We start from the raw sequence: 21296 nt of genomic DNA, 5'->3' as shown, positions 1-21296 counted from the left end.
GCTGCAACGGCAATGAATGCCTTGCGCAGAGAAGGGTCAGATCACGCCCTGCGCCAGCATCGCATCCGCTACCTTCACGAATCCGGCGATGTTGGCGCCGTCGATATAGCTCACGCTGCCATCGGCCTGCTGTCCGTACTGCAGGCAGGATTTATGGATGTTGCACATGATCTGCTTGAGACGCTGATCGACTTCTTCCCGGTTCCATGACAGGCGCATCGCGTTCTGCGACATTTCCAGGCCCGAGGTCGCCACCCCGCCGGCATTGCTCGCCTTGCCCGGCGCGTACAGCACGCCCTGTTCCTCGAAAAATGCCGCCGCTTCGGCGGTGCAGGGCATGTTCGCGCCTTCGGCAACGCACACCACGCCGTTCCTGACGAGCGTGTTTGCATCGTCGAGGTCCAGTTCGTTCTGCGTTGCGCAGGGAAGCGCCACATCCACCGGCACATGCCATGGCGTCGCCCCTTGTTCGAAACGCGTGCCGGTCACCTTCTGCGCATAATCGCTGACCCTGCCACGCAGATGATTCTTGATCTCCATGAGAATCGCCAGTTTCTCCGGCGTGAATCCATCTTCGTCGATGACCGTGCCGCTCGAATCGGATACCGTCACCACTTTCGCGCCGAGCTCCATGGCTTTTTCCACCGCGTACTGCGCGACGTTGCCCGAGCCCGACACGGAGATCCGCATGCCGCCGAGCTGCCTGCCTACCCGCGCAAGCATCTCCTCGACGAAATAGACGGTACCGTAGCCGGTGGCCTCGGGCCGCATCAGCGAACCGCCGAAACTCAGTCCCTTGCCGGTGAATACGCTTTCCGCGCGATTGGTCAGTTTCTTCACCATGCCGGTCATATAGCCGACCTCGCGGCCGCCCACGCCGATATCGCCTGCCGGCACATCGGTGTCGGCGCCGACATGCCGGAACAATTCCATGACGAAGGCCTGGCAGAAGCGCATGACTTCGCCGGGGCTTCTGCCTTTCGGATTGAAATCGGAACCGCCCTTGCCGCCGCCCATGGGCAAGGTCGTCAATGCGTTTTTGAAAGTCTGCTCGAAGGCGAGGAATTTCAGGATCGACAGGTTCACCGATGGATGAAAGCGCAATCCGCCCTTGTAAGGACCGATCGCCATGCTGTGCTGCACGCGGTAACCGCGATTGACCCTGACCTCGCCCTTGTCGTCCACCCACGCCACGCGAAACTGCACGACACGCTCCGGCTCCACCAGCCGGTCCAGAAGGCCATGCTCCGCATAGCGCGGATGTTCGGCGATGTAGGGCCAGATGCTTTCCATGACCTCCACGACGGCTTGATGGAATTCAGGCTGTCCGGGATTGGTTTCACGGACGTGAGTGAGGAATTCTTCGAGGTTCTGATAACGCATTACAATCTCCGTTTTTGTTGTCGTTGGTCTATTTAGAATTCTGTTCGACAGGGCGAATATAGACGCGTTCCTGACCATGCTTGTGAGCATGTAACGATAGCGGGGTTATCGCTACATTGATATGACTGCGTTGAAAGTAGTCACTGCAGGGTTGCTACCCCTTTACCGGGGGAGGGCGAGGGCCGCCCGGCATAGGGCGGCCCTCGAGGGGATGGCAAGGTTGATCAATTGCATGCAGCAGCAGCGCGATTGCGCTATGTATCCGCCTGCGGGCAACAACGAAATTCGGCTGCCTGCAGTCTGCAGCGTTGGCATCGTGCCGGCCGGGCTGCCGTTGTGCTCAGCGGGCCCGCGCTGTTATGAGAGCACAGTTTGGTCTGAACTTTGCCCGCCGGTCACCCAGAGCGTTGCGCAGTTCGTGAATGCTGATTCCGGTGACTTCGGATATCCAGAGCAACATCGATGCTGCTATCGGGATACACCCGGCGCGGATATTAAGAATGACGTCCTTTGTGATGTTCAACTTTTTGGAGAGGGCTTTATCGCTGGAAAGCCCAAGCTTTTTCATGAGGGTGTCGAAAAGACGATTGGGATCGTAACGTTCGGTTGAAACTTTATGGTTCATTGTTTCCTTTCAATATAAAAAGCCCATCCGCCTGAAGCGGTCCAAGCGGATGGGCAGCCACAATACGGGCCATAGGAGTAACCCGGAGCAAGCTCGTGGCAAAAGTGTGCAACAGTGTATGTCAAAGGCGATTCAGGATACGTGTTGCGAACGGATGACGCCGCTGCGTATGTTGATCCAGTCGATCTCCTCACCGCTTTCGAGGCTTACCGTGCCGAAGCGTTCGTAATTCGCCTCGTTGCTGGAAACTCGTTCAACCACTTGTCGTGCAAGGTCGAGACTCGGTGCGTAGACAGCGAATGTCCCGAGTATCCAAGGATGTTTCATGGTGCTGGAAGTATTGGTCATGGCCGTATGTGCAAAGCGCTGAATAAGACAACATTGTGCTCCTGCTGCGATGTCGGATCTGTCTACCAGCAGACAATAGCGCAAGATTATGTATTGAATATTTCTATCGTAATGAATGACTGAATTAACGATGCACTAACATCGCTTGATAGTTCGCGGCACCTGTAATCTGGAAACTCTTCTTCCGCATCGTGTCCAGCGCAGTCGCAAATTAACGAAAGTAAATAGTTGTATTCGACAATTATCTTTACAGGTGGCTGCATCGGCCGGTTTATTCAAGTCATGCACGCCAGATGCGCTCATCTGCAACATGCCGCTTCACTGAAGCTCTTACAACGGCGCGGGAAGAATTACAAGGCCGTTATGGCTTGCGCGCTCACCTTTCAGTGTCGGCGAGTTCGAATCATGGACCGGCACGATTCTCGCTGCATCGCTTCCTTTTTTACAGGAGGTCTCAATGAAAATACGACTAAAGAAATTGCCTGAACAGGTCATGGTGATCACCGGCGCAACGAGCGGCATTGGCCTGGTTACTGCGCGCAAGGCGGCAAAGCAGGGCGCGAAGCTGGTGTTGGTGGCGCGCAATGAAGATGCATTGAAACAAGTGTGCGACGAACTCAATGGACAGGGCGCTGAAACAACGTATGTCGTGGCAGATGTAGGCAAGGAAGATGAAATCCGCCTGGCGGCATCGACAGCGATCCAGCGCTTCGGTCGTATCGATACCTGGATCAATAATGCCGGCATCGGCATGTTCGGCCGCAATGAGGAAGTATCGACGGAAGACAAGCGGCGTTTGTTCGAGACCAATTTCTGGGGCGTGGTTTACGGCTCGCTTGCCGCGACCGAACATCTCAAGCGCAGCGGCGGCGCGTTGATCAACATCGGCAGCGAAGTGTCCGATGTTTCGGTGCCGTTGCAGGGGATATACGCAGCCTCCAAGCATGCGGTAAAGGGCTTCACCGACTCGCTGCGCATCGAACTCCAGGAAGCCGGAGCGCCGGTATCGGTCACCTTGATCAAGCCGGGTTCCATCGACACCATGTTCGCCGTGCATGCGAAGAATTACATGGATGTCGAGCCGAAACTGCCGTCACCCATCTATGCGCCGGACATCGTCGCCGATGCCATCCTGCATGCAGCCACTCATCCGGAACGCGACATCTTCGTCGGTGGCGGGGCCAAGATGGCTGCAGCCGGTGCGTACTACATGCCCGGCGTGATAGATCGCCTGATGAAGCGCGTGATGTTCGGCCAGCAACGATCCGATACGCCGGCGCGCCACCGTGCAAACAGCCTGTACTCACCATCGCAGGATCTGAAGGAGCGCAACGGCGTTGGCGGGCGTACGCGCGAGACCAGCCTCTATACGAGCGCAATCACCGGCGCCAAGTCGAACAAAGCGTTGATGCTTGGCGCCGGACTGGCATTGGCGGCAATGTGGCAGTTGCGACGCAATGGCGGCTTCAAGCACAAATATGCAGTGCCCAGGCAGACATGATCATGCAGGTCTGACTACTCCGCAGGCTGGTGATCCGGGTTTGTTGCGTGCGGGACCGCAGCCCGCTGCGCGGCGGCCTGGCGGGCGATGAATCCGTCAAAGGCCGCAAGCAGCGGTTGGTACCGCTGTGCATCGCCTTCCAGTTGCATCAACGCATGGCACACCGCCTCCAGCGTCGAAAGCTGTCCGGTACGGTGCGCCTTGCGGATCAGGTAGCGCGAGGCCGGCACATCATGCAACCGCAGTCGGGGTAATCGCTGCAGCAATGGATTCAGGTAAAGCATCTTCCGGCTCTTGCGCCAGGTGCCGTCCAGAACGACAAGGCGCAGTTGCGCGGGATGGTGCAAAAGCGCCTCCGGCAGCGTGGCTGGTTCCGCCAGTCCCAGCGCCGCCGCTTCAGGAGTGTCCGGGTAGAGAAGGATCGGATGCGGCGCATGTGACCGTGATTGAAACGGCTCATCCAGCAGCGCTTGCAGCATCTGTTCGTCGAACCGTTCGCCGACCACCAGCCGGCTATGGGGAAGACTGAGATGCAGCAGGCGCGCGCTGCCTTTTGCATTGTGCACTTCCATCGGATGCTGCAGCACGAGCACGTCGACCATGTGGGCGGTAGGGGTGATCCAGCCGCAGATGCAGGCGCGTTCGGGACGCAGGCAGGTGCCGCAGGTTTGGCGCTTTGAATCGGATTGCATCACGGACAATGGCAGGCTATGCGTGCGTACCCGGTTGCCGCCTGAGCCAGCTTTTTGCCGACTCGATGTCCTCGAAGGCCTTGATGTCGACCTGCGCGGGACTGAGCAGAAGCAGTGCGCCTTCGGCGGAGATGCGGGAGAACCTGCTTGGGCCGTAGACATGGGCGAAGGATTTGAGGCCCGCTTTCCTGGCTCGCGGCAGCGCATCATAAATCAGCCAGGTGGCAACGCCCATCCAGATGCCGAGCGTGTTGCTGTTGTCGTTCAGGACTCTCGAAGCCTGATGTTCCTCTAGCATGCGGATCATGCGGTTGATGCCTTCCTTGACCGATTTGTCGGTCTGGTATCCCTTCCAGTTCGCGTACAGCCAAGCGTTCTCTTCGTCATACACCATGTCGAGGAAATGTTCGCCGTATAGATTGTCAACCATGGTCATTTGGACAAACGGAAGCGACTCCTGTTCAATCACTTCCGTGGCATTTCACACGGAACGGCCGGCTGTCGCCATGTGGAAAAGGAAAGGGTGGGAAGCGGAGTCAATGGCGATAAGTCCGCATGACCGCACTCGGTATTCAAACGGCTCATGTCTTCTTGAGTGAATTCAACAATTCGGCAAGCTTCCTGCTGTCAGCCGGCTTGACGAAATGGTGGTCGAAGCCGGCGTCGGCTGCGTTGTTCATGCCATGCTCCTGTCCATAGCCGGTGACTGCTACCAGCACCGACGACCTGCGGACGATACGGGAAAGGGGCTGCCGTCTTTCCTGAAAAAGAGGTCTTCGTGATTCCGGACATGCTGGTTTTTGCCGAGCGTGCATCCTATCGGACACTCTTCCAGCGGAAAAGGGCTTCCGTCGGGACGATGATGGTGGACCAGGTCATGCAGCGGTTTTGCCTGCATTTCCTCCATCGTGAAGCCGGTCATGTCGAGCCACGACTGGTTGGCATAAATGCAGGTGCCTTTATCGTCCATGACGACAAGTCCATGAACGGAATTTTCGGCAATCGTCCGTGCGAGCCGGGCCGCTTCGGGGAGCTTGTGCTCCATCAGTCTTTTATTCATATCGGTAATGCGGCAACGGAATGAGGAAAACCCGAGGCGCGGTGGCTCGCGGCGGCGATATGCGGATCAGGGTATCACAGTGCATGGCGCTACACGAACGGACGATGGTTGCGCTGGGCGTCGATGTACCGGGCAAGGCGGTTGCGGTCCAGGACGGTGATCGACCCCTTTCTTTTAACGATGAGCCCGCTGCGTTCGAACGTGCCGAGAGTGATGGTCACCCAGGTACGGGTGGCTCCGACCATCTTGCCGAAATCCTCCTGCGTCAGTCCGCTGACGTTCAGTCGCAGGCCGGACGGGTCGTTCGTATCGGGTTTTCCCAGCGTCGTCAGGATCGTTGCCAGGCGAACCACCGCAGAGTCGAGCGCCACCGGCACGATGCCATCGAGCGTCTCCGCCGCCAGCGTCGCCAGTATCGTCATGATATTGCGCGCGAATTGCGGTATCGCGTCCATGCATCGGTAGAGGTCCTGCGTCGTGAGAATGCTGGCTTCGACATGATCGATGGATTCGGCGCAGACGATGCGCGGCTTCCCCAGGACCGCAGCGGCCAGTCCGAGAATGCGGCCACTGTCCATGATGCCGAGCGTGAACTCGTCGCCGTGTTCCGTGCCGGCGTAGAGCCTTACCCTGCCATGCCGGATGATGTACAGGGAGTCGCTCGGCTCTCCCTGCCTGAACAGGGACTGCCGGGGCTCGCAGGCGATGGAGCGCATGCGTGAAAGGACGTCTCCCCGCTGTTCCGGTGTCAGCTGGGCCAGGGCGATGTCCCAATTGGGCGGTGGCATGGTCTCTTGCACGGAACGAGTATACCGGGAACATCCGGACCGCCGGGAGCGTAAAGGCGGCCGCCATGCGTGCAAGGGTTAACTTCTTAACCGACGCGCCCGCGCCTGCACAGCATAATCGACGCCGATGATTCCGGGTTGCCGTGTATCCGGACTGGAAGATGGATGAGAACCCAAGGAGACGCCATGACCGTGTATGTGATCGTTCAACTGACTTTCAGGAAACGTGATGCCTACGATAGATACCAGGCGCGATTCGCCGACGTATTCAGGCGCTTCAATGGTCGGCTTCTCGCCGCCGACGAAAAGCCGCAGGTGCTTGAAGGCCAATGGCAGGGAGACAAGATCGTCCTGCTTTCCTTTCCGGACGAGACGTCTTATCGCGACTGGGCGGATTCCCCCGCCTATCAGGAGATCGCGAGGGATCGCAAGGCGGGCGCCGATGCGGTGGCCCTGCTGGTGCGCGGGATCGACGGATACCGGCGCTGAATCGATTTCAAGCGGCGTTATCCTTTCGGCCTCAGAAGTCCGGTGTCATAGATGCTGGTGATCTTGGTGAACTTGCCGAGATCCGTTGTCAGTTCATACACATTGACACACTCGAATGCGATCGTCCGGCCATCCTTGCGCACCCATGTATAGTGAAAATGCAATGCGATGTGCCGCTCGTCGTTCATCGCATGAAAGACATTGATCAGCCGCCCGAGCGCGCGGCTGATGTCGGTGTCTGCGAAAAAACGGTCGTGGTATGACTGCGCATCCAGCGTCCCGTATAGCGGCGATACGACGACGGCCCCCGTCTCGAACAATTGAAGCACTTTCTCAAGTTCCCCTTTGCCCAGCACGGCCAGATATCGTTTGCAAAGTTCAAGCTGACGCATGTGCCTGTCTCCCTGTTGCACATTGCAGATTTGGGATGATCGCGGCCTTCGGATGGGCCGCGTATGCTAACCGATAGCCAGTATAGCGACATAATGGCATATTGACACTCTGCAATGGATTCAGTAAGTTTTCGTGAAAACGGCATCATTCCGTCGATGCGTGCCGTATGTACGATTTCATACGGAGGAAGCCATGTGGATCGAGCGCTGCAGCAACTGGCGATGCCGGCGTCCCTACCAGGTGAACGAGTTCCGCAGCGAAGACGATAGTCTTTTCGAAGGCGAGCTGAGGCCGGAAAAGATCAGTTGTCCGCATTGCGGCAATTGTGAAACCCGCTGGAGCCTGAGCATGTTCCTTGTCCATGCCCTGTCGCCGGAAGAAGAAGAGCGGTTCCAGCAGATCAGTCATACGCCCTGAAGGCTGATACATCGAATGCCCCGGTTGCGTTGCTGGCAATACACAAACAATCCTGCCGGCACCGGTCCATCGGTACAATCTTGTCCCGCACGGGCGCAAGCCTGAGTTGCAAAACCGACAGCGAGATCCCGATGGCCCGCCTCCAGCTAGAATTCCCCGAAGACCAGTATTGCTATTCCACCCACCTGACGGTGCGCGTCACCGACATCAATTCCGCCAACCACCTGGGCAATGATTCGATGATCTCGATGATCTCTGAAGCACGCGCCCGGTTCTTCTTCGATTTTGGCCTGGAGGGCACGCAGGAGGATGGTACGGGCACCATCGTTACCGATCTGGCTACCACGTACAGGAACGAGGCACGTGCGCGCGACCAGTTGCTGTTCGAGGTGGGCGTGATGGACTTCAACAAATACGGCGGCGACATCATGTTCCGCATCACCCGTCCGCGTGATAATGCCCTGATCGCCATGGCGAAATCGGGCTTCGTGTTCTTCAACTACCGCAGCAGGAAAGTCGTGCCGATGCCGGAGGCCTTTCATCACAAATTTCCGAAAGTGAACTGGATAGACTAAGGCGGTGCGGATGTGATGCTTGCATGCATCACCGGAAAAACACCGGCGAGGGCGGTTATTCACCAGCTTGTTAAGACTCGTCAATCCGGCGGTATCTCACCCGTTTTAGATTCTGCTCATGGCCTTGCCAAACCATTTTTCAAAGGGCATTCCAATGAGCAAATTTCATGCATACCTGATCGCCGGGGCGTTCGCCTTATCCGCCACGTCCGCCTTCGCCGCCAGCGACCACGCCGGACATTCCGGCGCGAAAGCGGAAGATAAAACAAGCGCGCAGGCCAAGAAGAAGGACGCAAGCAAAAAAGAAAAGGCCGAGGCGAACAAGAGTCCGGACAAGCAAGGCAAGGATGCCGGCAGTTCCGGCAGCAGTGCCGCGCAGGCGGGCGATGCAGGCGGCAGGGCCGCCACCGGAAGCGCCGCCGGAGTCACCGGAGGACCGGCCGCGACCGGCGGGCATACCGGCAGCACGACGAACGATTCGAATAGCCCGAAACCGAGCAAGTAACCTGCTCCTGCGCGTGTCTCGCACCCGCGAAGCGCGCGATGCCCGCAATTCCTAGACGGCGCGGTGCTGCGTTCCCTCGCCGCGCGTGATATGCAGCATGCGGCAGGGCGTGCGCACCCTGGCTGTATGCCATACGCCTTTGGGCACTAGCACCGCGCCGCGATTGCGGAGCAATATGTTGCGAATTCCCGCCTCTTCCTCGAGCAGCATCTCCGCCTCGCCGGAAAGCAGGTAGACGAATTCGTCCCCGTGCGGGTGCATTTCCCAGTTGCGCCAATCTTCGTCAAATACATATTCCGAGATCAGCCAGCCCTGCGCGAAGCGATTGATCATATCCGGAGGAAGCGACCAGAACCGCTCGCCACCCTCGACCTCTGTTGCGCTTCCATCCGTTCCGAGATGGACGTAAGTGGTTTCGGGGTTGATGGACATTGGCACTTTCCTTTCCTGTATCGATAGTCGACGCCGTATATGCTACGGCAGCAGCACCGACAACTCCTGCGCGCCGCGCTGCAGCACCGGCAGAAACTCCTCCCGCATTCTCTTTGCGCCGACGCGCGTCGCCTGTGCGCCGATATTCAGTGCCGCGATGACATTGCCCGATGCGCCCCGCACCGGGACCGCGATCGAACGCAAACCGATTTCGAGTTCCTCCTCGACCAGCGCATAGCCGGCATGCCGGACGCGTTCGAGGATGTCGCGCACGCCGCGTTCCGACACAACGGTCTTGTCGGTGAAGGCCTTGAGTCCCACGCGGGCGAAGTACGCCGTCAATGCCTCCTCGCTGAAGTGGGCGAGCAATACGCGGCCCAGCGAAGTGCAGTAGGCCGGAAGCCTGCTGCCGGTGTTGAGCGCGACCGACATGATGCGGGAGGTGGCGGAGCGGGCGACGTAGAGGATTTCGGTTTCGTCGAATACCGCCAGCGAGCAGGATTCATTCAGCGTGCGGCTGATGCCGTTGAGACAGGGCTGGGCCGCGACCGTCAGCGGGGTCGAGGAGAGATAGGAATAGCCGAGAGTGAGTATCTTTGGCTTGAGCGAAAAATTGTTCGCCTCCACATCCACATAACCGAGTTGCCTGAGGGTATGCAGGCAACGCCGCACGGCGGCGCGGGGAATGCCGGTGCGGTGACTGATCTGGGCGATTGTCAGGCTGCGCCGCTGATCGCTGAATGCCCGGATCACCGCCAGACCACGCGCCAGCGAGGTCATGAAGCTGGGATCGGTGAGGGCGTCGATTTCCTCCGCAATGGTGAGCGCTTTCAGCGGCTTCTTCGGCGTCACGGCATCCGCGTTGCCTTCCATAACCCTGTTCCTTTCTGTTGCGGTCACACTGCCGGCATGGCACTTACATTGCGTTCGGCCATCGAACACATTTTGCGCACGGCGGTTGACGCTGTGATAAGGCAATGACTACACTGCATCGTGTTCTATAAACAGACATTAGTTCGGTAATCGAACAAAGTCAATCCAGGCGGCAAGACCCGTGCTACAGCGCTTGACCCGCCGGCACGCCTAACGCAAGGGCAACGACGTGATCGACAAAATCTTTCCTTCGCTGGAAGCAGCGGTGCGCGATATCCACGAAGGCGCTACCGTCATGATCGGTGGTTTCGGCAATGCCGGCATGCCGTCCGCGCTGATCGATGCGCTGCTGGAGCAGGGCGCGCGCGAACTTACCATCGTCAACAACAACGCCGGCAACGGCGATACCGGCCTGGCGGCGCTGCTCAAAGCCAGACGCGTGCGCAAGATCATCTGTTCCTTCCCACGCCAGGCCGACTCCCATGTATTCGACGGGCTTTACCGCGCCGGCGAGATCGAACTGGAACTGACGCCGCAAGGCAACCTTGCCGAACGTATCCGCGCCGCCGGCGCCGGCATCGGCGGCTTCTTTTCGCCGACCGGTTACGGTACGCTGCTGGCGGAGGGCAAGGAGACGCGCGAGATCAACGGCCGCCAGTATGTGCTGGAGTCGCCCATCCATGCCGACTTTGCGCTGATCAAGGCCCATCGCGGCGACCGCTGGGGCAACCTGGTGTACCGCAAGACGGCGCGCAACTTCGGCCCCATCATGGCGATGGCGGCGAAGTGCGCGATCGCCCAGGTCAGTGAAGTCGTGCCTCTCGGCGAGCTTGATCCGGAATCGATCGTCACGCCCGGCATCTTCGTGCAGCGCGTGGTGCGGGAAGGAGCGGCGGCATGAAGCGATTGACCCGCGACCAGATCGCCGCCCGCGTGGCGCGCGACATTCCCGAAGGTGCTTATGTCAACCTCGGCATCGGCCTGCCGACCATGGTGGCGAACCACCTGCCGCCGGAACGCGAGGTGTTCCTGCATACCGAAAACGGCTTGCTCGGCATGGGGCCCGCGCCTGCGCCGGGCGAGGAGGATGAGGACCTGATCAATGCCGGCAAGCAGCCGGTCACCATCCTCACCGGAGGTTCGTATTTTCATCACGCCGATTCCTTCGCGATGATGCGCGGCGGCCATCTCGATATCTGCGTGCTCGGCGCGTTCCAGGTCTCGGTCGGCGGCGACCTCGCCAACTGGCATACCGGCGCGCCGGACGCGATTCCCGCCGTCGGCGGCGCGATGGATCTCGCCATCGGCGCAAAGCAGGTTTTCATCATGATGGAGCACCAGACCAAGAGCGGGCAGAGCAAGGTAGTAGCGGAATGCACCTATCCGCTGACCGGCGTGGGTTGTGTCAATCGCATCTACACCGATCTGGCGGTGATCGACGTGACGCCGGAGGGACTGGTGGTGACCGAGATTCTTGCCGACATGCCGTTCGACGAATTGCGGCGCATCACCGGTGTGCCGCTGACGTACCGACCCGACTCAAACTGAAAGGACAGAACGATGACCCATGCCTTCATTTGCGATGCCATCCGCACGCCGATCGGCCGCTACGGCGGCGCCCTCAAGGACGTGCGCGCGGACGATCTCGGCGCCGTGCCGCTGCGGGCACTGATGGAACGCAACCGCGACGTCGACTGGGCGGCGGTGCAGGATGTGATTTTCGGCTGCGCCAACCAGGCCGGCGAGGACAACCGCAACGTCGCGCGCATGTCGTCGCTGCTGGCCGGCCTGCCGCAGGATGTGCCGGGGTCCACCATTAACCGCCTGTGCGGCTCCGGCATGGATGCCGTCGGCAGCGCCGCGCGGGCGATACGGGCAGGCGACACCAGCCTGATGATCGCCGGCGGCGTCGAGTCGATGACTCGCGCACCCTTCGTGATGGGCAAGGCCGACAGCGCTTTTTCGCGCAGCGCGGGACTGTTCGATACCACCATCGGCTGGCGTTTCATCAATCCGAAGATGAAGGCGCTGTACGGCGTGGATGCGATGCCGGAGACGGCCGAGAACGTCGCCGCGGATTACAAGGTCAATCGCGAAGACCAGGACCTGTTCGCGCTGGCCAGCCAGGAAAAGGCATCGTCTGCACAGAAGGCCGGCATCCTGGCGCAGGAAATCGTGCCGGTGTCGATTGCGCAGAAGAAGGGTGATCCGCTGGTGGTCGAGCATGACGAACACCCGCGCGCAACCAGCATGGAGGCGCTGGCCAGGCTGAAAGGCGTGGTGCGCCCCGACGGCACGGTGACCGCCGGCAATGCCTCCGGCGTAAACGATGGCGCCTGCGCATTGCTGCTGGCAAACGAGGAAGCGGCCGCCCGCCATGGACTGACGCCGCGTGCGCGCATCGTCGGCATGGCGACCGCCGGCGTGCCGCCGCGGGTGATGGGCATCGGCCCGGCGCCGGCAGTGCAGAAGCTGCTGCAGCAACTCGGCATGACGACCGACCAGATGGATGTCATCGAATTGAATGAAGCGTTCGCTGCGCAGGGGCTTGCGGTACTGCGCATGCTCGGCATCGCCGATAATGATCCGCGGGTGAACCCCAACGGCGGCGCGATTGCGCTGGGCCATCCGCTGGGCATGAGCGGCGCGCGGCTTGTGACGACGGCGATGTATCAGTTGCAGCGCTCCGGAGGACGGTATGCGCTGTGCACGATGTGCATCGGCGTCGGGCAGGGGATTGCAGTGGTGATCGAGCGGGTGTGAGCTCGGGATATTGCTGACTTCTGCGGCGAAATTATCACTGACCTGTCCCCTCTGTAAGGGGGAGGGTTAGGGGCGCCGGGCGTAGGGTAGGGGTGGTAGGGGCGAGCGATCACATGCAGTTGCCCGACCTTCGCAACCCCCTCCCAGCCTTCCCCCTACAAGCGGGGAAGGAGCTCTGCAAGCATGAAATGCCCGCCGCAACATGGCATAGCCGTCTTTAAAAAAGAAGGAGACACCCCATGCCCACCATCCCCCAATACCGCCGTCCCGCCCCCGGCACCCAGCCCGACTACCGCTGCGACACCTACATGTCCACCCACAAGCGGTCGCCATCGAAGCCGCTGATCCTGCTGCCCCAGACTCTCTCCGAAGTCACTGGCCCGGTCTTCGGCCACGACATCGTCCAGCCGACCGACAGCGACCTGACGAAGCAGCATGCCGGCGAGCCGCTCGGCGAGCGCATCATCGTCAGCGGCCGCGTGATGGACGAGGACGGCAGGCCGGTTCGGCACGCCCTGCTGGAAATCTGGCAGGCCAATGCCGCCGGCCGTTATACGCACAAAAATGACCTTCACGACGCGCCGCTCGATCCGAATTTCGGCGGCGGGGGACGGGCGATGACCGACAACGAAGGACGTTACCGCTTCATCACCATCAAGCCCGGCGCCTATCCCTGGCGCAATCACCACAACGCCTGGCGTCCGGCGCATATCCACTTCTCGCTGTTCGGCGACGCATTCGCCACGCGGCTGGTGACGCAGATGTATTTTCCCGGCGACCCGCTGCTGCCATTCGACCCGATCTTCAATGCCACCGCCGATGAGCAGTCGCGCAACCGTCTGGTGTCGTCGTTCGACTGGGAGCACACGGTGCCGGAAGTCGCGCTCGGCTACCGCTTCGATATCGTGCTGCGCGGCCGCGACGCGACGCCGATGGAGAAATGACATGAGCCTGCACATGACCGCATCGCAGACCGTCGGGCCGTTCCTGCATATCGGGATGGATGGCCTGAACAACGACAACCTCGCCCCTGACGGCGTCACCGGCGAACGCATCGGCATCACGGGATACCTGTACGACGGCGACGGCAAGCCCGTCACCGACGGCGTGATCGAGATCTGGCAAGCCAATGCGCACGGCAGGTATGCCCATCCCGACGATACCCGCCCGCTGCCGCTGGAACCGAACTTCACCGGCTTCGGACGCATCCCCACCGACGGCAACGGGCGCTTCAGTTTCATGACGGTGAAACCCGGCGGCGTACCGGGTCAGGGCGGCAAACCGCAGGCGCCGCACATCGTCGTGTCGGTATTCGCCCGCGGTCTCATCAAGCGGCTGGTCACGCGCATTTATTTTCCGGACGATCCCGCCAACGCCGACGACCCGGTGCTTGCCCTGGTCCCGGCGGAGCGGCGCGAGACGCTGGTCGCTCGCCGCATCCACGACCGTGACGGAGCCCTGGAATGGAATATTCTGATCCAGGGCGACTGGCACGGCCAGGGCGAAACCGTCTTCTTCGATGTGTGACGTCCACCCATGACCATGTACCGGCGTCCATTCCGCTTTGTCCGATAAAGGAGTCGTCATGCCGCCACCGCCGCTCGCCACCCTGACCGCGCCCATGTTTTCCGGCGACACGATGCCGGACGTGTTTTCGGCGCGCGCGTGCGTGCAGGGCATGCTGGACTTCGAAGCCGCACTGGCGCGGGCCGAAGCGCGGGCGGGCGTCATCCCGCAAACGGCGGCCGGGCCGATCGCCGCCAAATGCAATGCCGCGCTGATCGACCTGCCGCAACTGGCGCAGGCCGGCGCGGCCGCAGGGAATCTCGCCATACCGCTGGTCAAGCAGCTCACCGCCCTGGTTGCGCGGGACGACAAGGACGCATCGAAGTTCGTGCACTGGGGTGCCACCAGCCAGGATGCGATCGATACCGGCCTGGTCCTGCAACTGCGCAAGGCGCTGGACCTGATCGAGGCCGACCTCGCGCACCTGGCGAGCGCGCTCGCGCTGCAGGCGCAAACCCATCGCAATACGCCACTGGTCGGCCGTACCTGGATGCAGCATGCACTGCCGATCACCTTTGGCTTGAAAGTCGCCGGCTGGCTCGATGCGCTGCACCGCCACCAGGACCGGCTGACGGAGATGCGCCGGCGCGTGCTGACGCTGCAATTCGGCGGCGCGGCCGGCACGCTTGCCAGCCTGGGGGACCAGGGCATGCCGGTGGCGCAGGCGCTGGCGGCGGACCTGCAACTTGCCCTGCCCGACACGCCGTGGCATACCCACCGCGACCGCATGGCGGAAGCGGCGACGGTACTGGGCATGCTGACCGGCACGCTCGGCAAGATGGCGCGCGACGTATCGCTGCACATGCAGACCGATGTCGCGGAAGCCGCCGAGCCGGTCGCCCATGGACGGGGCGGCTCATCAACCATGCCGCACAAGCGCAATCCGGTCGGCTGCGCGGCGGCGCTGACCGCCGCGTTGCGGGTGCCGGGCCTGATCGCCACCATGCTGGCCGGCATGGTGCAGGAACATGAGCGCGCGCTTGGCGGCTGGCAGGCGGAGTGGGATACGTTGCCGGAAATCGTGCAACTGACTGCCGGCGCGCTGCAGCAGATGCGCCAGGTGGCGGAAGGATTGACAGTGAATGCAACGCGCATGCGCACCAATCTCGATGCGACCGGCGGACAGATCATGGCCGAAGCGGTGACGCTTGCGCTAGGCGCATCGATCGGCCGGCTGGCCGCACACCAGCTGGTGGAAGCCGCCTGCCACCGCGCCGCCGGGGAAGGGCTGCACCTGCGCGAAGCGCTGCTGGCTGATCCGGCGATCAGCGCCGAACTGTCGCCACGGCAGATCGACCGCCTGCTCGATCCCGTCAACTACCTTGGGCAGGCGGCGGCCTTCGTCGACCGTGTCCTTCATACCCATCGGCAGCGAAACGAACATTAAAGGAGAACACCGACATGCCTTTCTTCGACAGCAAGGATGTGCGTCTGCATTACCGGATCGACGGCCGCGGCGACGACGAGCGCGCGCCATGGCTGATCCTTTCCAATTCCCTCGGCACCACGCTCGATATGTGGGCGCCTCAAATGACAGCGCTGAGGAGTGAATTCCGCATATTGCGGTATGACACCCGGGGACATGGCGAATCCGGGGTTCCGGCCGGTCCCTACGATATCGCGCAGCTCGGGAGCGACGTCGTCAGCCTGATGGATCATGCCGGGATTCCCCGTGCCCATTTCTGCGGGCTGTCGATGGGCGGCATGACCGGCCTCTGGCTCGGCATCAACCAACCGGAGCGCATCGACAGGCTGGCGCTGTGCAATACCGGCGCGAAGATCGGCACGCCGGACGCCTGGAATACGCGCATCCACACGGTCAATGCGGAAGGCATGGCGGCCATCGTTCCGGCGGTGCTGGACCGCTGGTTCACGCCCGGCTACCGCCAGCAGGCACAGGAAGAGATCGAGCGGGTGAGGCAGATGCTGCTGCAGACGCCGGCTGCCGGCTATACCGCCAACTGCGCCGCGGTGCGCGACATGGATCAGCGTGACGGCGTCTCAACGATCACCGCGCCAACGCTGGTGATTGCGGGCACGCATGACCTGGCGACGACACCGCAGGATGGCAGGTTCATCGCCGACCGGATTGCCGGCGCGCGCTATGTCGAACTGGACGCGGCGCATCTGTCGAACATGGAACAGGCGGAGGCCTTCAACCGGACGCTGGCGGACTTCCTGCTGGAAGGAGCCGGCCGTGGATGACAAGGAGCGGCATGCCAACGGCATGCAGGTGCGCCGCGCGGTACTGGGTGACGCATATGTCGATAGTGCGCAGGCGAAGCGGAATGATTTCAACGGCGATTTCCAAGACCTGATCACGCGCTATGCCTGGGGTGAAATCTGGAACCGGCCGGGCCTGCCGCGCCATACGCGCAGCTTGCTGACCATCATGGCGATGGTGGCGCTCAATCGCGAGGAGGAATTGAAGCTGCATCTGCGCGCCGCTGCCAACAATGGCGTGAGCAGGGAGGAAATCAAGGAGGTGCTGCTGCAGGCGGCGATCTATTGCGGGGTGCCGGCGGCGAATTCGGCGTTTAAATTGGCGGAGGAGGTGTTTGGGGAGGTGGATGCAAAGTGAATTTACCCGTTGTATAGAGAAAGAAAAGGCCCCTTCTCCCTGCATGGGGGAGGGGATCCTACGGTAATTTGGTGGAAAGTCTTTGCAAAATTACCGTCGACTAAAAGAACAAAACAATAGGAGACAACCCATGCACGTCAATTCCGACAACCGCCGCGCTCCATCATGCTAACCAACCTCCTCGGGGTCCTTTTCGACGGCATCGCCTACGGCAGCCTGCTGTTTCTCATCAGCGTGGGCCTGTCGGTCACCATGGGCCTGATGAACTTCATCAATCTCGCCCACGGCGCCTTCGCAATGCTCGGCGGCTACGCTTGCGTGGTGCTGATGAGCCGCGCCGGCATGCCTTTCCTGCTGACCCTGCCGCTGGCATTCGCCGCCAGCGCGGCAGTCGGTTTCGTCCTTGAGCGGACGCTTTACCGCCGCCTGTACAAGGCCCCCCATCTCGACCAGGTCCTGTTCTCCATCGGCCTGACCTTCATGGCGGTGGCCGGCGCAACCTATCTCTTCGGTCCGACGCAGCAGCCGGTGGCCTTGCCCGACTGGTTGCGCGGCCAGGTGTCGCTGTTGGGGCTGGATGTGGGTACTTACCGGCTGTTCCTCATCGGTATCGTCATCGTCGTCACGCTGGCGCTCGGTTACCTGATCGAGCGCACCCGCTTCGGCGCGCAGATCCGCGCGTCGGTCGACAACCAGCAGGCGTCCGCCGGCCTCGGCATCAACGTCAACCGCGTCTTTAGCCTGACCTTCGCACTCGGTTCCGGCCTGGCCGGACTTGGCGGCGGACTGGGCATCGACGTGCTCGGACTCGATCCGGTGTTTCCGATCAAGTACATGGTGTACTTCCTGCTCGTGGTCGCCGTCGGCGGCGCCGGCACCATCAAGGGGCCGCTGATCGCCGCATTGATCCTTGGCGTGTTTGATGTGGCAGGCAAGTACTATGTCCCGGAGATCGGCGCCTTCGTGATTTATGGGCTGATGGTGGTGCTGCTGATCCTGTTTCCGTCCGGCCTGCTCGGGAGGCGCACATGAAGCCGACAACACTCTCCACGCCGCTGGCAGCTCCAGCCGATGCACTACCCGCGATGCGTTTGCCGAACGATCGCTGGCGTCCGCTCGAAATCATCTTCTGGTTGTCGCCGCTGCTCGCCTATTTCCTGTTCCCCGGCTATCTCGTGCTGATTAGCCAGATCATGATCGTCGGCCTGTTCGCGCTGTCGCTCGACCTCATTCTCGGTTACGCCGGCATCGTTTCGCTCGGACACGCGGCATTCTTCGGACTCGGCGCCTACACGGCCGGGTTGCTGTCGGTGCATGGCTGGGGCGAACCGATCTCCGGCCTGCTGGCGGCGGGCGCGCTGGCGGCGCTGGCCGGCTTCATCGTCAGCTTCCTGGTGGTGCGCGGCAACGACCTCACGCGGCTGATGGTCACGCTCGGCATCGGCCTGATGTTCTTTGAAGCGGCCAACAAGGCGGCCTTCATCACCGGCGGCGTTGACGGCCTGCAGGGAATGATGGTGGGCAAACTATTCGGTGTGTTTGAATTCGACCTGTATGGCAAGGCCGCTTTCTTCTATAGTTTCGCCGTGCTGCTGATCCTGTTCGCGCTGCTGCGCCGTATCGTTCATTCGCCGTTCGGACTCAGCCTCGTCGGCATCCGTGAGGGCGGACGCAGGATGCCCGCCATCGGCGCAAATGTCCACCGGCGACTGACCGTGGCATTCACCATCGGCGCGGCGGTTGCGGGCGTGGCCGGTGCGCTGCTGGCCCAGACCACGCAATTCGTCGGCCTCGACAGCCTCAGCTTCGCCCGCTCGGCGGAACTGGTAATCATCCTCGTGCTCGGCGGCACCGGCCGGCTCTATGGCGCGCTGATCGGGGCGATGGTGTTCATGCTGGCGCAGGATTACATCGCCGGACTCAATCCGGCGTATTGGCAATTCTGGATCGGCCTGCTGCTGATCGTGATCGTGCTGTTCGCGCGCGGCGGCATCCTCGGCGGGCTGGAAAAGATACGCGACCGGTTCGTTTCGCAGGGCGGCAGGAAATGAGCTCGACGACCGACGCCATCTTGCGTACAGAGGGGCTCTCCAGGCAGTGGGGCGCATTCAAGGCCAACAGCGACGTGAACCTGTCCTTCAAAGCCGGCGCACGGCATGCGCTGATCGGCCCGAACGGCGCCGGCAAGACGACCTTCATCAACCTGCTGACCGGCAGCCTGCCTCCCACATCGGGCAAGGTGTTTTTCGGCGGTCAGGACATCACCGCCTTGCCGCAGCACCAGCGCGTGAAGCGCGGCATGACACGCACCTTCCAGATCAATACCCTGTTCGCCGGACTGACGGTGCTGGAATCGGTGATGCTGGCGATTTTCGAGCGCAAGGAACTCCAGTTCACCTGGCATAGGACAGTCGCCCGGCACCATGCAGAAATCGCCGAGGCGATGGCGCTGCTGGCGTCGCTGAAGATGGATCGCGACGCCCATGCCGTGACGCGCAACCTGCCGTACGGCAAGCAGCGGCTGGTCGAGATCGCGTTGGCGTTGGCGACCAGACCGAAGGTCCTGCTGCTCGACGAGCCGGCCGCCGGGATTCCCGCCGCCGAAAGCGCGGAGCTGTTCGACGTCATCGCCCGGCTGCCGCGCGATGTCACCGTGGTCTTCATCGAGCACGACATGGGACTGGTGTTCCGCTTCGCCGAACGCATCACGGTAATGGTCGGCGGCAGGGTGCTGACCGAAGGCACGCCGGCGGAAATCGCCGCCGATCCCCGCGTGAAGGAAGTCTATCTGGGGGAGGCGGAACATGGCTGATCTGCTCGCGCTCGACAAGGTCACCGCTGGCTACGGCGAATCGGTGGTGCTGGAAAACATTTCCTTCGCCATGCAGGAAGGCGACAGCCTCGCACTGCTCGGCCGCAACGGCGTCGGCAAGAGCACGTTATTGATCACATTGATGGGGCTGACCCGCCAGCATGGCGGCACGATACGCTGGCAGGGCGCCGACATCGGCCGCGTGCCGACGCATGCGCGGGCGCAGGCAGGTCTGGGTTGGGTGCCGCAGGAACGCTTCATGTTTCCGTCGCTGACGGTGGAGGAACATCTGACGGTGGTGGCGCGTCCCGGCGAATGGGATGTGAAGAAGATTTACCAGTTATTCCCGCGCCTCGAAGAGCGGCGCGGCAATCTCGGCAGCCAGTTGTCCGGCGGCGAGCAGCAGATGCTGGCGATCGCCAGGGCGTTGATGGTCAACCCGAAACTGCTGCTGCTCGACGAGCCGATGGAAGGTCTGGCACCGATCATCGTGCAGGAATTGCTGCGGGCCCTGCGCGCCTTGATCGTCGACAAGGGCATGTCGGTGATCGTGGTCGAGCAGCATGCGCGCATGGCGCTGTCGATCACCAGGCGCGCGATCGTGCTCGACCGCGGACGCATCGTGCACGATTCCGACAGCGAAAGCCTGTTGCGCGAGCCGGAGGTGCTGGACCGGCTCGTGGCGGTCTCGTAATGACATCGTCGCCTGATCGCGGATCAGTACATGCTGGCGGTCGGGCGCACGATGATTTCACTTACATCGACATCGGCCGGCTGCTCGACCGCATAGGCGACGGCACGGGCGATCGCGTCGGCCGGAATGGCAATGCTGCGGAATGTGCGCATCTCTTCCCGCCCCGCGGGATCGGAAATCGATTCCGCCAGTTCCGACTCGGTGACGCCCGGCGACACCAGCGTGACCCGGATATCGCCGCCCACCTCCTGCCGCAATCCTTCCGAGATCGCCAGCACCGCATACTTGGTCGCGCAGTAGACCGCCGCGGTCGGGCTGACGGCATGCGCGCCGATCGACGCCATGTTGATGAACTGGCCGGAGCGCTGCTTCTGCATGACCGGCAGGGCGGCGGCAATGCCATGCAGTACGCCGCGGATGTTGACGTCGATCATCCGGTTCCATTCATCGATCTTGAGCGCTTCGAGCTTCGATAGCGGCATTACCCCTGCATTGTTGATCATCACATCGACCCTGCCGAATTCGTCTAATGCGGCATCGACGAAGTGCTTCATATTTTCCAGCTGTGTCACGTCAAGCGCGCGAAAGCGCACCGATCCGCCGTTCGCCCGGATGTCTGCGGCAAGCGATTCCAGCCGGTCGGTACGGCGCGCGCCCATTATCACGTGGGCCCCCCTGTGCGCAAGATGGCGGGCGGTCGCTTCGCCAATGCCGCTGCTGGCGCCGGTAATCAGTACGACTTTATCTTTGATAGTGCCGGATTGAATGCTGTTCATGATGGAATGCTCCTGTGAGGTAT

Annotated in this window: 28 protein-coding genes; 17 read left to right on the top strand and 11 right to left on the bottom strand. The window is 61.6% G+C overall.

The genetic code is table 11. The features are described from left to right. Positions 1-36: 36 nt before the first annotated feature. From gdhA to VGU61_RS16675, 3 genes are all read right to left on the bottom strand, one after another. Complete coding sequence (gene gdhA, locus VGU61_RS16685; RefSeq protein ID WP_326860333.1) at positions 37-1383, bottom strand: NADP-specific glutamate dehydrogenase; 1347 nt, start codon at positions 1381-1383, stop codon at positions 37-39. Positions 1384-1723: 340 nt separating this feature from the next. Further along, positions 1724-2008, bottom strand: coding sequence for a hypothetical protein (locus VGU61_RS16680; protein WP_326860332.1), 285 nt, complete (start codon positions 2006-2008; stop codon positions 1724-1726). A 132-nt stretch (positions 2009-2140) separates the two neighbouring features. Continuing rightward, positions 2141-2335: a hypothetical protein gene (locus VGU61_RS16675; protein ID WP_326860331.1), complete on the bottom strand. Its 195-nt coding sequence runs from the start codon at positions 2333-2335 to the stop codon at positions 2141-2143. Between the two features lie 478 nt (positions 2336-2813). On the opposite strand from VGU61_RS16675, the gene VGU61_RS16670 reads away from it, so the two are divergent. Continuing rightward, a complete protein-coding gene (locus VGU61_RS16670) occupies positions 2814-3857 on the top strand; it encodes an SDR family oxidoreductase (RefSeq protein ID WP_326860330.1) in 1044 nt (347 codons plus the stop codon). A 14-nt stretch (positions 3858-3871) separates the two neighbouring features. On the opposite strand, the gene VGU61_RS16665 is transcribed toward VGU61_RS16670, so the two are convergent. From VGU61_RS16665 to VGU61_RS16650, 4 genes are all read right to left on the bottom strand, one after another. Beyond that, positions 3872-4549 carry a tRNA-uridine aminocarboxypropyltransferase gene (locus tag VGU61_RS16665; protein WP_326860329.1) on the bottom strand — a complete coding sequence of 226 codons (678 nt, stop codon included), beginning with the start codon at positions 4547-4549 and terminating at the stop codon, positions 3872-3874. 16 nt (positions 4550-4565) lie between these two features. Continuing rightward, the gene (locus VGU61_RS16660) at positions 4566-4979 is read right to left on the bottom strand and encodes a hypothetical protein (RefSeq protein ID WP_326860328.1); all 414 of its coding nucleotides are present in this window, start codon (positions 4977-4979) and stop codon (positions 4566-4568) included. A gap of 279 nt (positions 4980-5258) precedes the next feature. Then, the gene (locus VGU61_RS22670; protein ID WP_414691650.1) at positions 5259-5519 is read right to left on the bottom strand and encodes a PAS domain-containing protein; all 261 of its coding nucleotides are present in this window, start codon (positions 5517-5519) and stop codon (positions 5259-5261) included. Positions 5520-5698: 179 nt separating this feature from the next. Continuing rightward, positions 5699-6397 (bottom strand): Crp/Fnr family transcriptional regulator, encoded by a 699-nt coding sequence (locus VGU61_RS16650; protein ID WP_326860326.1) that lies wholly within the window; start codon positions 6395-6397, stop codon positions 5699-5701. Positions 6398-6562: 165 nt separating this feature from the next. Here VGU61_RS16650 and VGU61_RS16645 point away from each other — a divergent pair, with 165 nt between their 5' ends. Continuing rightward, positions 6563-6886 (top strand): DUF1330 domain-containing protein, encoded by a 324-nt coding sequence (locus VGU61_RS16645; RefSeq protein WP_326860325.1) that lies wholly within the window; start codon positions 6563-6565, stop codon positions 6884-6886. Positions 6887-6903: 17 nt separating this feature from the next. Here the strand turns inward: VGU61_RS16645 and VGU61_RS16640 are convergent, their stop codons facing one another. Further along, the gene (locus tag VGU61_RS16640; RefSeq protein ID WP_326860324.1) at positions 6904-7278 is read right to left on the bottom strand and encodes a hypothetical protein; all 375 of its coding nucleotides are present in this window, start codon (positions 7276-7278) and stop codon (positions 6904-6906) included. Between the two features lie 193 nt (positions 7279-7471). Between VGU61_RS16640 and VGU61_RS16635 the strand changes: the two genes are divergently transcribed. The 3 genes from VGU61_RS16635 to VGU61_RS16625 all read left to right on the top strand — a co-directional run bounded on the left by VGU61_RS16635 (position 7472) and on the right by VGU61_RS16625 (position 8776). After that, on the top strand, positions 7472-7696 hold the full coding sequence (locus VGU61_RS16635) for a hypothetical protein (protein WP_326860323.1): 225 nt from the start codon (positions 7472-7474) through the stop codon (positions 7694-7696). 131 nt (positions 7697-7827) lie between these two features. After that, positions 7828-8271, top strand: a complete 444-nt coding sequence (locus VGU61_RS16630) for a thioesterase family protein (protein ID WP_326860322.1) — start codon at positions 7828-7830, stop codon at positions 8269-8271. A 154-nt stretch (positions 8272-8425) separates the two neighbouring features. Next, positions 8426-8776, top strand: a complete 351-nt coding sequence (locus tag VGU61_RS16625) for a hypothetical protein (protein ID WP_326860321.1) — start codon at positions 8426-8428, stop codon at positions 8774-8776. Between the two features lie 51 nt (positions 8777-8827). Here the strand turns inward: VGU61_RS16625 and VGU61_RS16620 are convergent, their stop codons facing one another. Together VGU61_RS16620 and VGU61_RS16615 are read right to left on the bottom strand one after the other, a co-directional pair. Then, entirely contained in the window at positions 8828-9208 is a 381-nt protein-coding gene (locus tag VGU61_RS16620) for a cupin domain-containing protein (RefSeq protein WP_326860320.1), read from the bottom strand. Positions 9209-9250: 42 nt separating this feature from the next. Then, positions 9251-10081 carry an IclR family transcriptional regulator domain-containing protein gene (locus VGU61_RS16615; protein ID WP_326860319.1) on the bottom strand — a complete coding sequence of 277 codons (831 nt, stop codon included), beginning with the start codon at positions 10079-10081 and terminating at the stop codon, positions 9251-9253. A 229-nt stretch (positions 10082-10310) separates the two neighbouring features. Between VGU61_RS16615 and VGU61_RS16610 the strand changes: the two genes are divergently transcribed. The 12 genes from VGU61_RS16610 to VGU61_RS16555 all read left to right on the top strand — a co-directional run bounded on the left by VGU61_RS16610 (position 10311) and on the right by VGU61_RS16555 (position 20497). Then, positions 10311-10982 carry a 3-oxoacid CoA-transferase subunit A gene (locus VGU61_RS16610; protein ID WP_326860318.1) on the top strand — a complete coding sequence of 224 codons (672 nt, stop codon included), beginning with the start codon at positions 10311-10313 and terminating at the stop codon, positions 10980-10982. After that, entirely contained in the window at positions 10979-11629 is a 651-nt protein-coding gene (locus VGU61_RS16605; RefSeq protein ID WP_326860317.1) for a CoA transferase subunit B, read from the top strand. The genes VGU61_RS16610 and VGU61_RS16605 overlap by 4 nt, the downstream gene beginning before the upstream one ends. Positions 11630-11641: 12 nt before the next feature. After that, positions 11642-12844 (top strand): 3-oxoadipyl-CoA thiolase, encoded by a 1203-nt coding sequence (gene pcaF / locus VGU61_RS16600; protein ID WP_326860316.1) that lies wholly within the window; start codon positions 11642-11644, stop codon positions 12842-12844. A 239-nt stretch (positions 12845-13083) separates the two neighbouring features. Further along, positions 13084-13788, top strand: a complete 705-nt coding sequence (gene pcaH, locus VGU61_RS16595; protein ID WP_326860315.1) for a protocatechuate 3,4-dioxygenase subunit beta — start codon at positions 13084-13086, stop codon at positions 13786-13788. A 1-nt stretch (position 13789) separates the two neighbouring features. After that, positions 13790-14371 carry a protocatechuate 3,4-dioxygenase subunit alpha gene (pcaG, locus tag VGU61_RS16590; RefSeq protein ID WP_326860314.1) on the top strand — a complete coding sequence of 194 codons (582 nt, stop codon included), beginning with the start codon at positions 13790-13792 and terminating at the stop codon, positions 14369-14371. Between the two features lie 58 nt (positions 14372-14429). After that, on the top strand, positions 14430-15797 hold the full coding sequence (locus VGU61_RS16585) for a 3-carboxy-cis,cis-muconate cycloisomerase (protein ID WP_326860313.1): 1368 nt from the start codon (positions 14430-14432) through the stop codon (positions 15795-15797). A 14-nt stretch (positions 15798-15811) separates the two neighbouring features. After that, positions 15812-16615, top strand: coding sequence for a 3-oxoadipate enol-lactonase (gene pcaD, locus VGU61_RS16580; RefSeq protein WP_326860312.1), 804 nt, complete (start codon positions 15812-15814; stop codon positions 16613-16615). Further along, positions 16608-16991: a 4-carboxymuconolactone decarboxylase gene (pcaC, locus tag VGU61_RS16575; RefSeq protein ID WP_326860311.1), complete on the top strand. Its 384-nt coding sequence runs from the start codon at positions 16608-16610 to the stop codon at positions 16989-16991. The genes pcaD and pcaC overlap by 8 nt, the downstream gene beginning before the upstream one ends. A 165-nt stretch (positions 16992-17156) precedes the next feature. Further along, a complete protein-coding gene (locus tag VGU61_RS16570; RefSeq protein ID WP_326860310.1) occupies positions 17157-18023 on the top strand; it encodes a branched-chain amino acid ABC transporter permease in 867 nt (288 codons plus the stop codon). Next, positions 18020-19042, top strand: coding sequence for a branched-chain amino acid ABC transporter permease (locus tag VGU61_RS16565; protein ID WP_326860309.1), 1023 nt, complete (start codon positions 18020-18022; stop codon positions 19040-19042). Before VGU61_RS16570 ends, VGU61_RS16565 begins: the two co-directional genes overlap by 4 nt. Beyond that, on the top strand, positions 19039-19803 hold the full coding sequence (locus VGU61_RS16560) for an ABC transporter ATP-binding protein (RefSeq protein ID WP_326860308.1): 765 nt from the start codon (positions 19039-19041) through the stop codon (positions 19801-19803). The genes VGU61_RS16565 and VGU61_RS16560 overlap by 4 nt, the downstream gene beginning before the upstream one ends. Further along, a complete protein-coding gene (locus VGU61_RS16555; RefSeq protein WP_326860307.1) occupies positions 19796-20497 on the top strand; it encodes an ABC transporter ATP-binding protein in 702 nt (233 codons plus the stop codon). The genes VGU61_RS16560 and VGU61_RS16555 overlap by 8 nt, the downstream gene beginning before the upstream one ends. Before the next feature lie 23 nt (positions 20498-20520). On the opposite strand, the gene VGU61_RS16550 is transcribed toward VGU61_RS16555, so the two are convergent. Beyond that, a complete protein-coding gene (locus VGU61_RS16550; protein WP_326860306.1) occupies positions 20521-21273 on the bottom strand; it encodes an SDR family oxidoreductase in 753 nt (250 codons plus the stop codon). Positions 21274-21296: the final 23 nt, after the last annotated feature.

Origin of the sequence: Noviherbaspirillum sp. (genome assembly GCF_035944575.1) — a bacterium.
Taxonomy (GTDB): domain Bacteria; phylum Pseudomonadota; class Gammaproteobacteria; order Burkholderiales; family Burkholderiaceae_D; genus Noviherbaspirillum.
The sequence above is the reverse complement of the archived record's forward strand: the minus strand, read 5'-3'. Positions and strand labels throughout refer to the sequence as shown.

Bases quoted from the DNA above. Each gene is read 5' to 3' on its own strand.
- gdhA (WP_326860333.1), bottom strand. From the start codon at position 1,383: ATGCGTTATCAGAACCTCGAAGAATTCCTCACTCACGTCCGTGAAACC.
- VGU61_RS16680 (WP_326860332.1), bottom strand. From the start codon at position 2,008: ATGAACCATAAAGTTTCAACCGAACGTTACGATCCCAATCGTCTTTTC.
- VGU61_RS16675 (WP_326860331.1), bottom strand. From the start codon at position 2,335: ATGAAACATCCTTGGATACTCGGGACATTCGCTGTCTACGCACCGAGT.
- VGU61_RS16670 (WP_326860330.1), top strand. From the start codon at position 2,814: ATGAAAATACGACTAAAGAAATTGCCTGAACAGGTCATGGTGATCACC.
- VGU61_RS16665 (WP_326860329.1), bottom strand. From the start codon at position 4,549: ATGCAATCCGATTCAAAGCGCCAAACCTGCGGCACCTGCCTGCGTCCC.
- VGU61_RS16660 (WP_326860328.1), bottom strand. From the start codon at position 4,979: ATGGTTGACAATCTATACGGCGAACATTTCCTCGACATGGTGTATGAC.
- VGU61_RS22670 (WP_414691650.1), bottom strand. From the start codon at position 5,519: ATGGACGATAAAGGCACCTGCATTTATGCCAACCAGTCGTGGCTCGAC.
- VGU61_RS16650 (WP_326860326.1), bottom strand. From the start codon at position 6,397: ATGCCACCGCCCAATTGGGACATCGCCCTGGCCCAGCTGACACCGGAA.
- VGU61_RS16645 (WP_326860325.1), top strand. From the start codon at position 6,563: ATGAGAACCCAAGGAGACGCCATGACCGTGTATGTGATCGTTCAACTG.
- VGU61_RS16640 (WP_326860324.1), bottom strand. From the start codon at position 7,278: ATGCGTCAGCTTGAACTTTGCAAACGATATCTGGCCGTGCTGGGCAAA.
- VGU61_RS16635 (WP_326860323.1), top strand. From the start codon at position 7,472: ATGTGGATCGAGCGCTGCAGCAACTGGCGATGCCGGCGTCCCTACCAG.
- VGU61_RS16630 (WP_326860322.1), top strand. From the start codon at position 7,828: ATGGCCCGCCTCCAGCTAGAATTCCCCGAAGACCAGTATTGCTATTCC.
- VGU61_RS16625 (WP_326860321.1), top strand. From the start codon at position 8,426: ATGAGCAAATTTCATGCATACCTGATCGCCGGGGCGTTCGCCTTATCC.
- VGU61_RS16620 (WP_326860320.1), bottom strand. From the start codon at position 9,208: ATGTCCATCAACCCCGAAACCACTTACGTCCATCTCGGAACGGATGGA.
- VGU61_RS16615 (WP_326860319.1), bottom strand. From the start codon at position 10,081: ATGGAAGGCAACGCGGATGCCGTGACGCCGAAGAAGCCGCTGAAAGCG.
- VGU61_RS16605 (WP_326860317.1), top strand. From the start codon at position 10,979: ATGAAGCGATTGACCCGCGACCAGATCGCCGCCCGCGTGGCGCGCGAC.
- pcaF (WP_326860316.1), top strand. From the start codon at position 11,642: ATGACCCATGCCTTCATTTGCGATGCCATCCGCACGCCGATCGGCCGC.
- pcaH (WP_326860315.1), top strand. From the start codon at position 13,084: ATGCCCACCATCCCCCAATACCGCCGTCCCGCCCCCGGCACCCAGCCC.
- pcaG (WP_326860314.1), top strand. From the start codon at position 13,790: ATGAGCCTGCACATGACCGCATCGCAGACCGTCGGGCCGTTCCTGCAT.
- VGU61_RS16585 (WP_326860313.1), top strand. From the start codon at position 14,430: ATGCCGCCACCGCCGCTCGCCACCCTGACCGCGCCCATGTTTTCCGGC.
- pcaD (WP_326860312.1), top strand. From the start codon at position 15,812: ATGCCTTTCTTCGACAGCAAGGATGTGCGTCTGCATTACCGGATCGAC.
- VGU61_RS16570 (WP_326860310.1), top strand. From the start codon at position 17,157: ATGCTAACCAACCTCCTCGGGGTCCTTTTCGACGGCATCGCCTACGGC.
- VGU61_RS16565 (WP_326860309.1), top strand. From the start codon at position 18,020: ATGAAGCCGACAACACTCTCCACGCCGCTGGCAGCTCCAGCCGATGCA.
- VGU61_RS16560 (WP_326860308.1), top strand. From the start codon at position 19,039: ATGAGCTCGACGACCGACGCCATCTTGCGTACAGAGGGGCTCTCCAGG.
- VGU61_RS16555 (WP_326860307.1), top strand. From the start codon at position 19,796: ATGGCTGATCTGCTCGCGCTCGACAAGGTCACCGCTGGCTACGGCGAA.
- VGU61_RS16550 (WP_326860306.1), bottom strand. From the start codon at position 21,273: ATGAACAGCATTCAATCCGGCACTATCAAAGATAAAGTCGTACTGATT.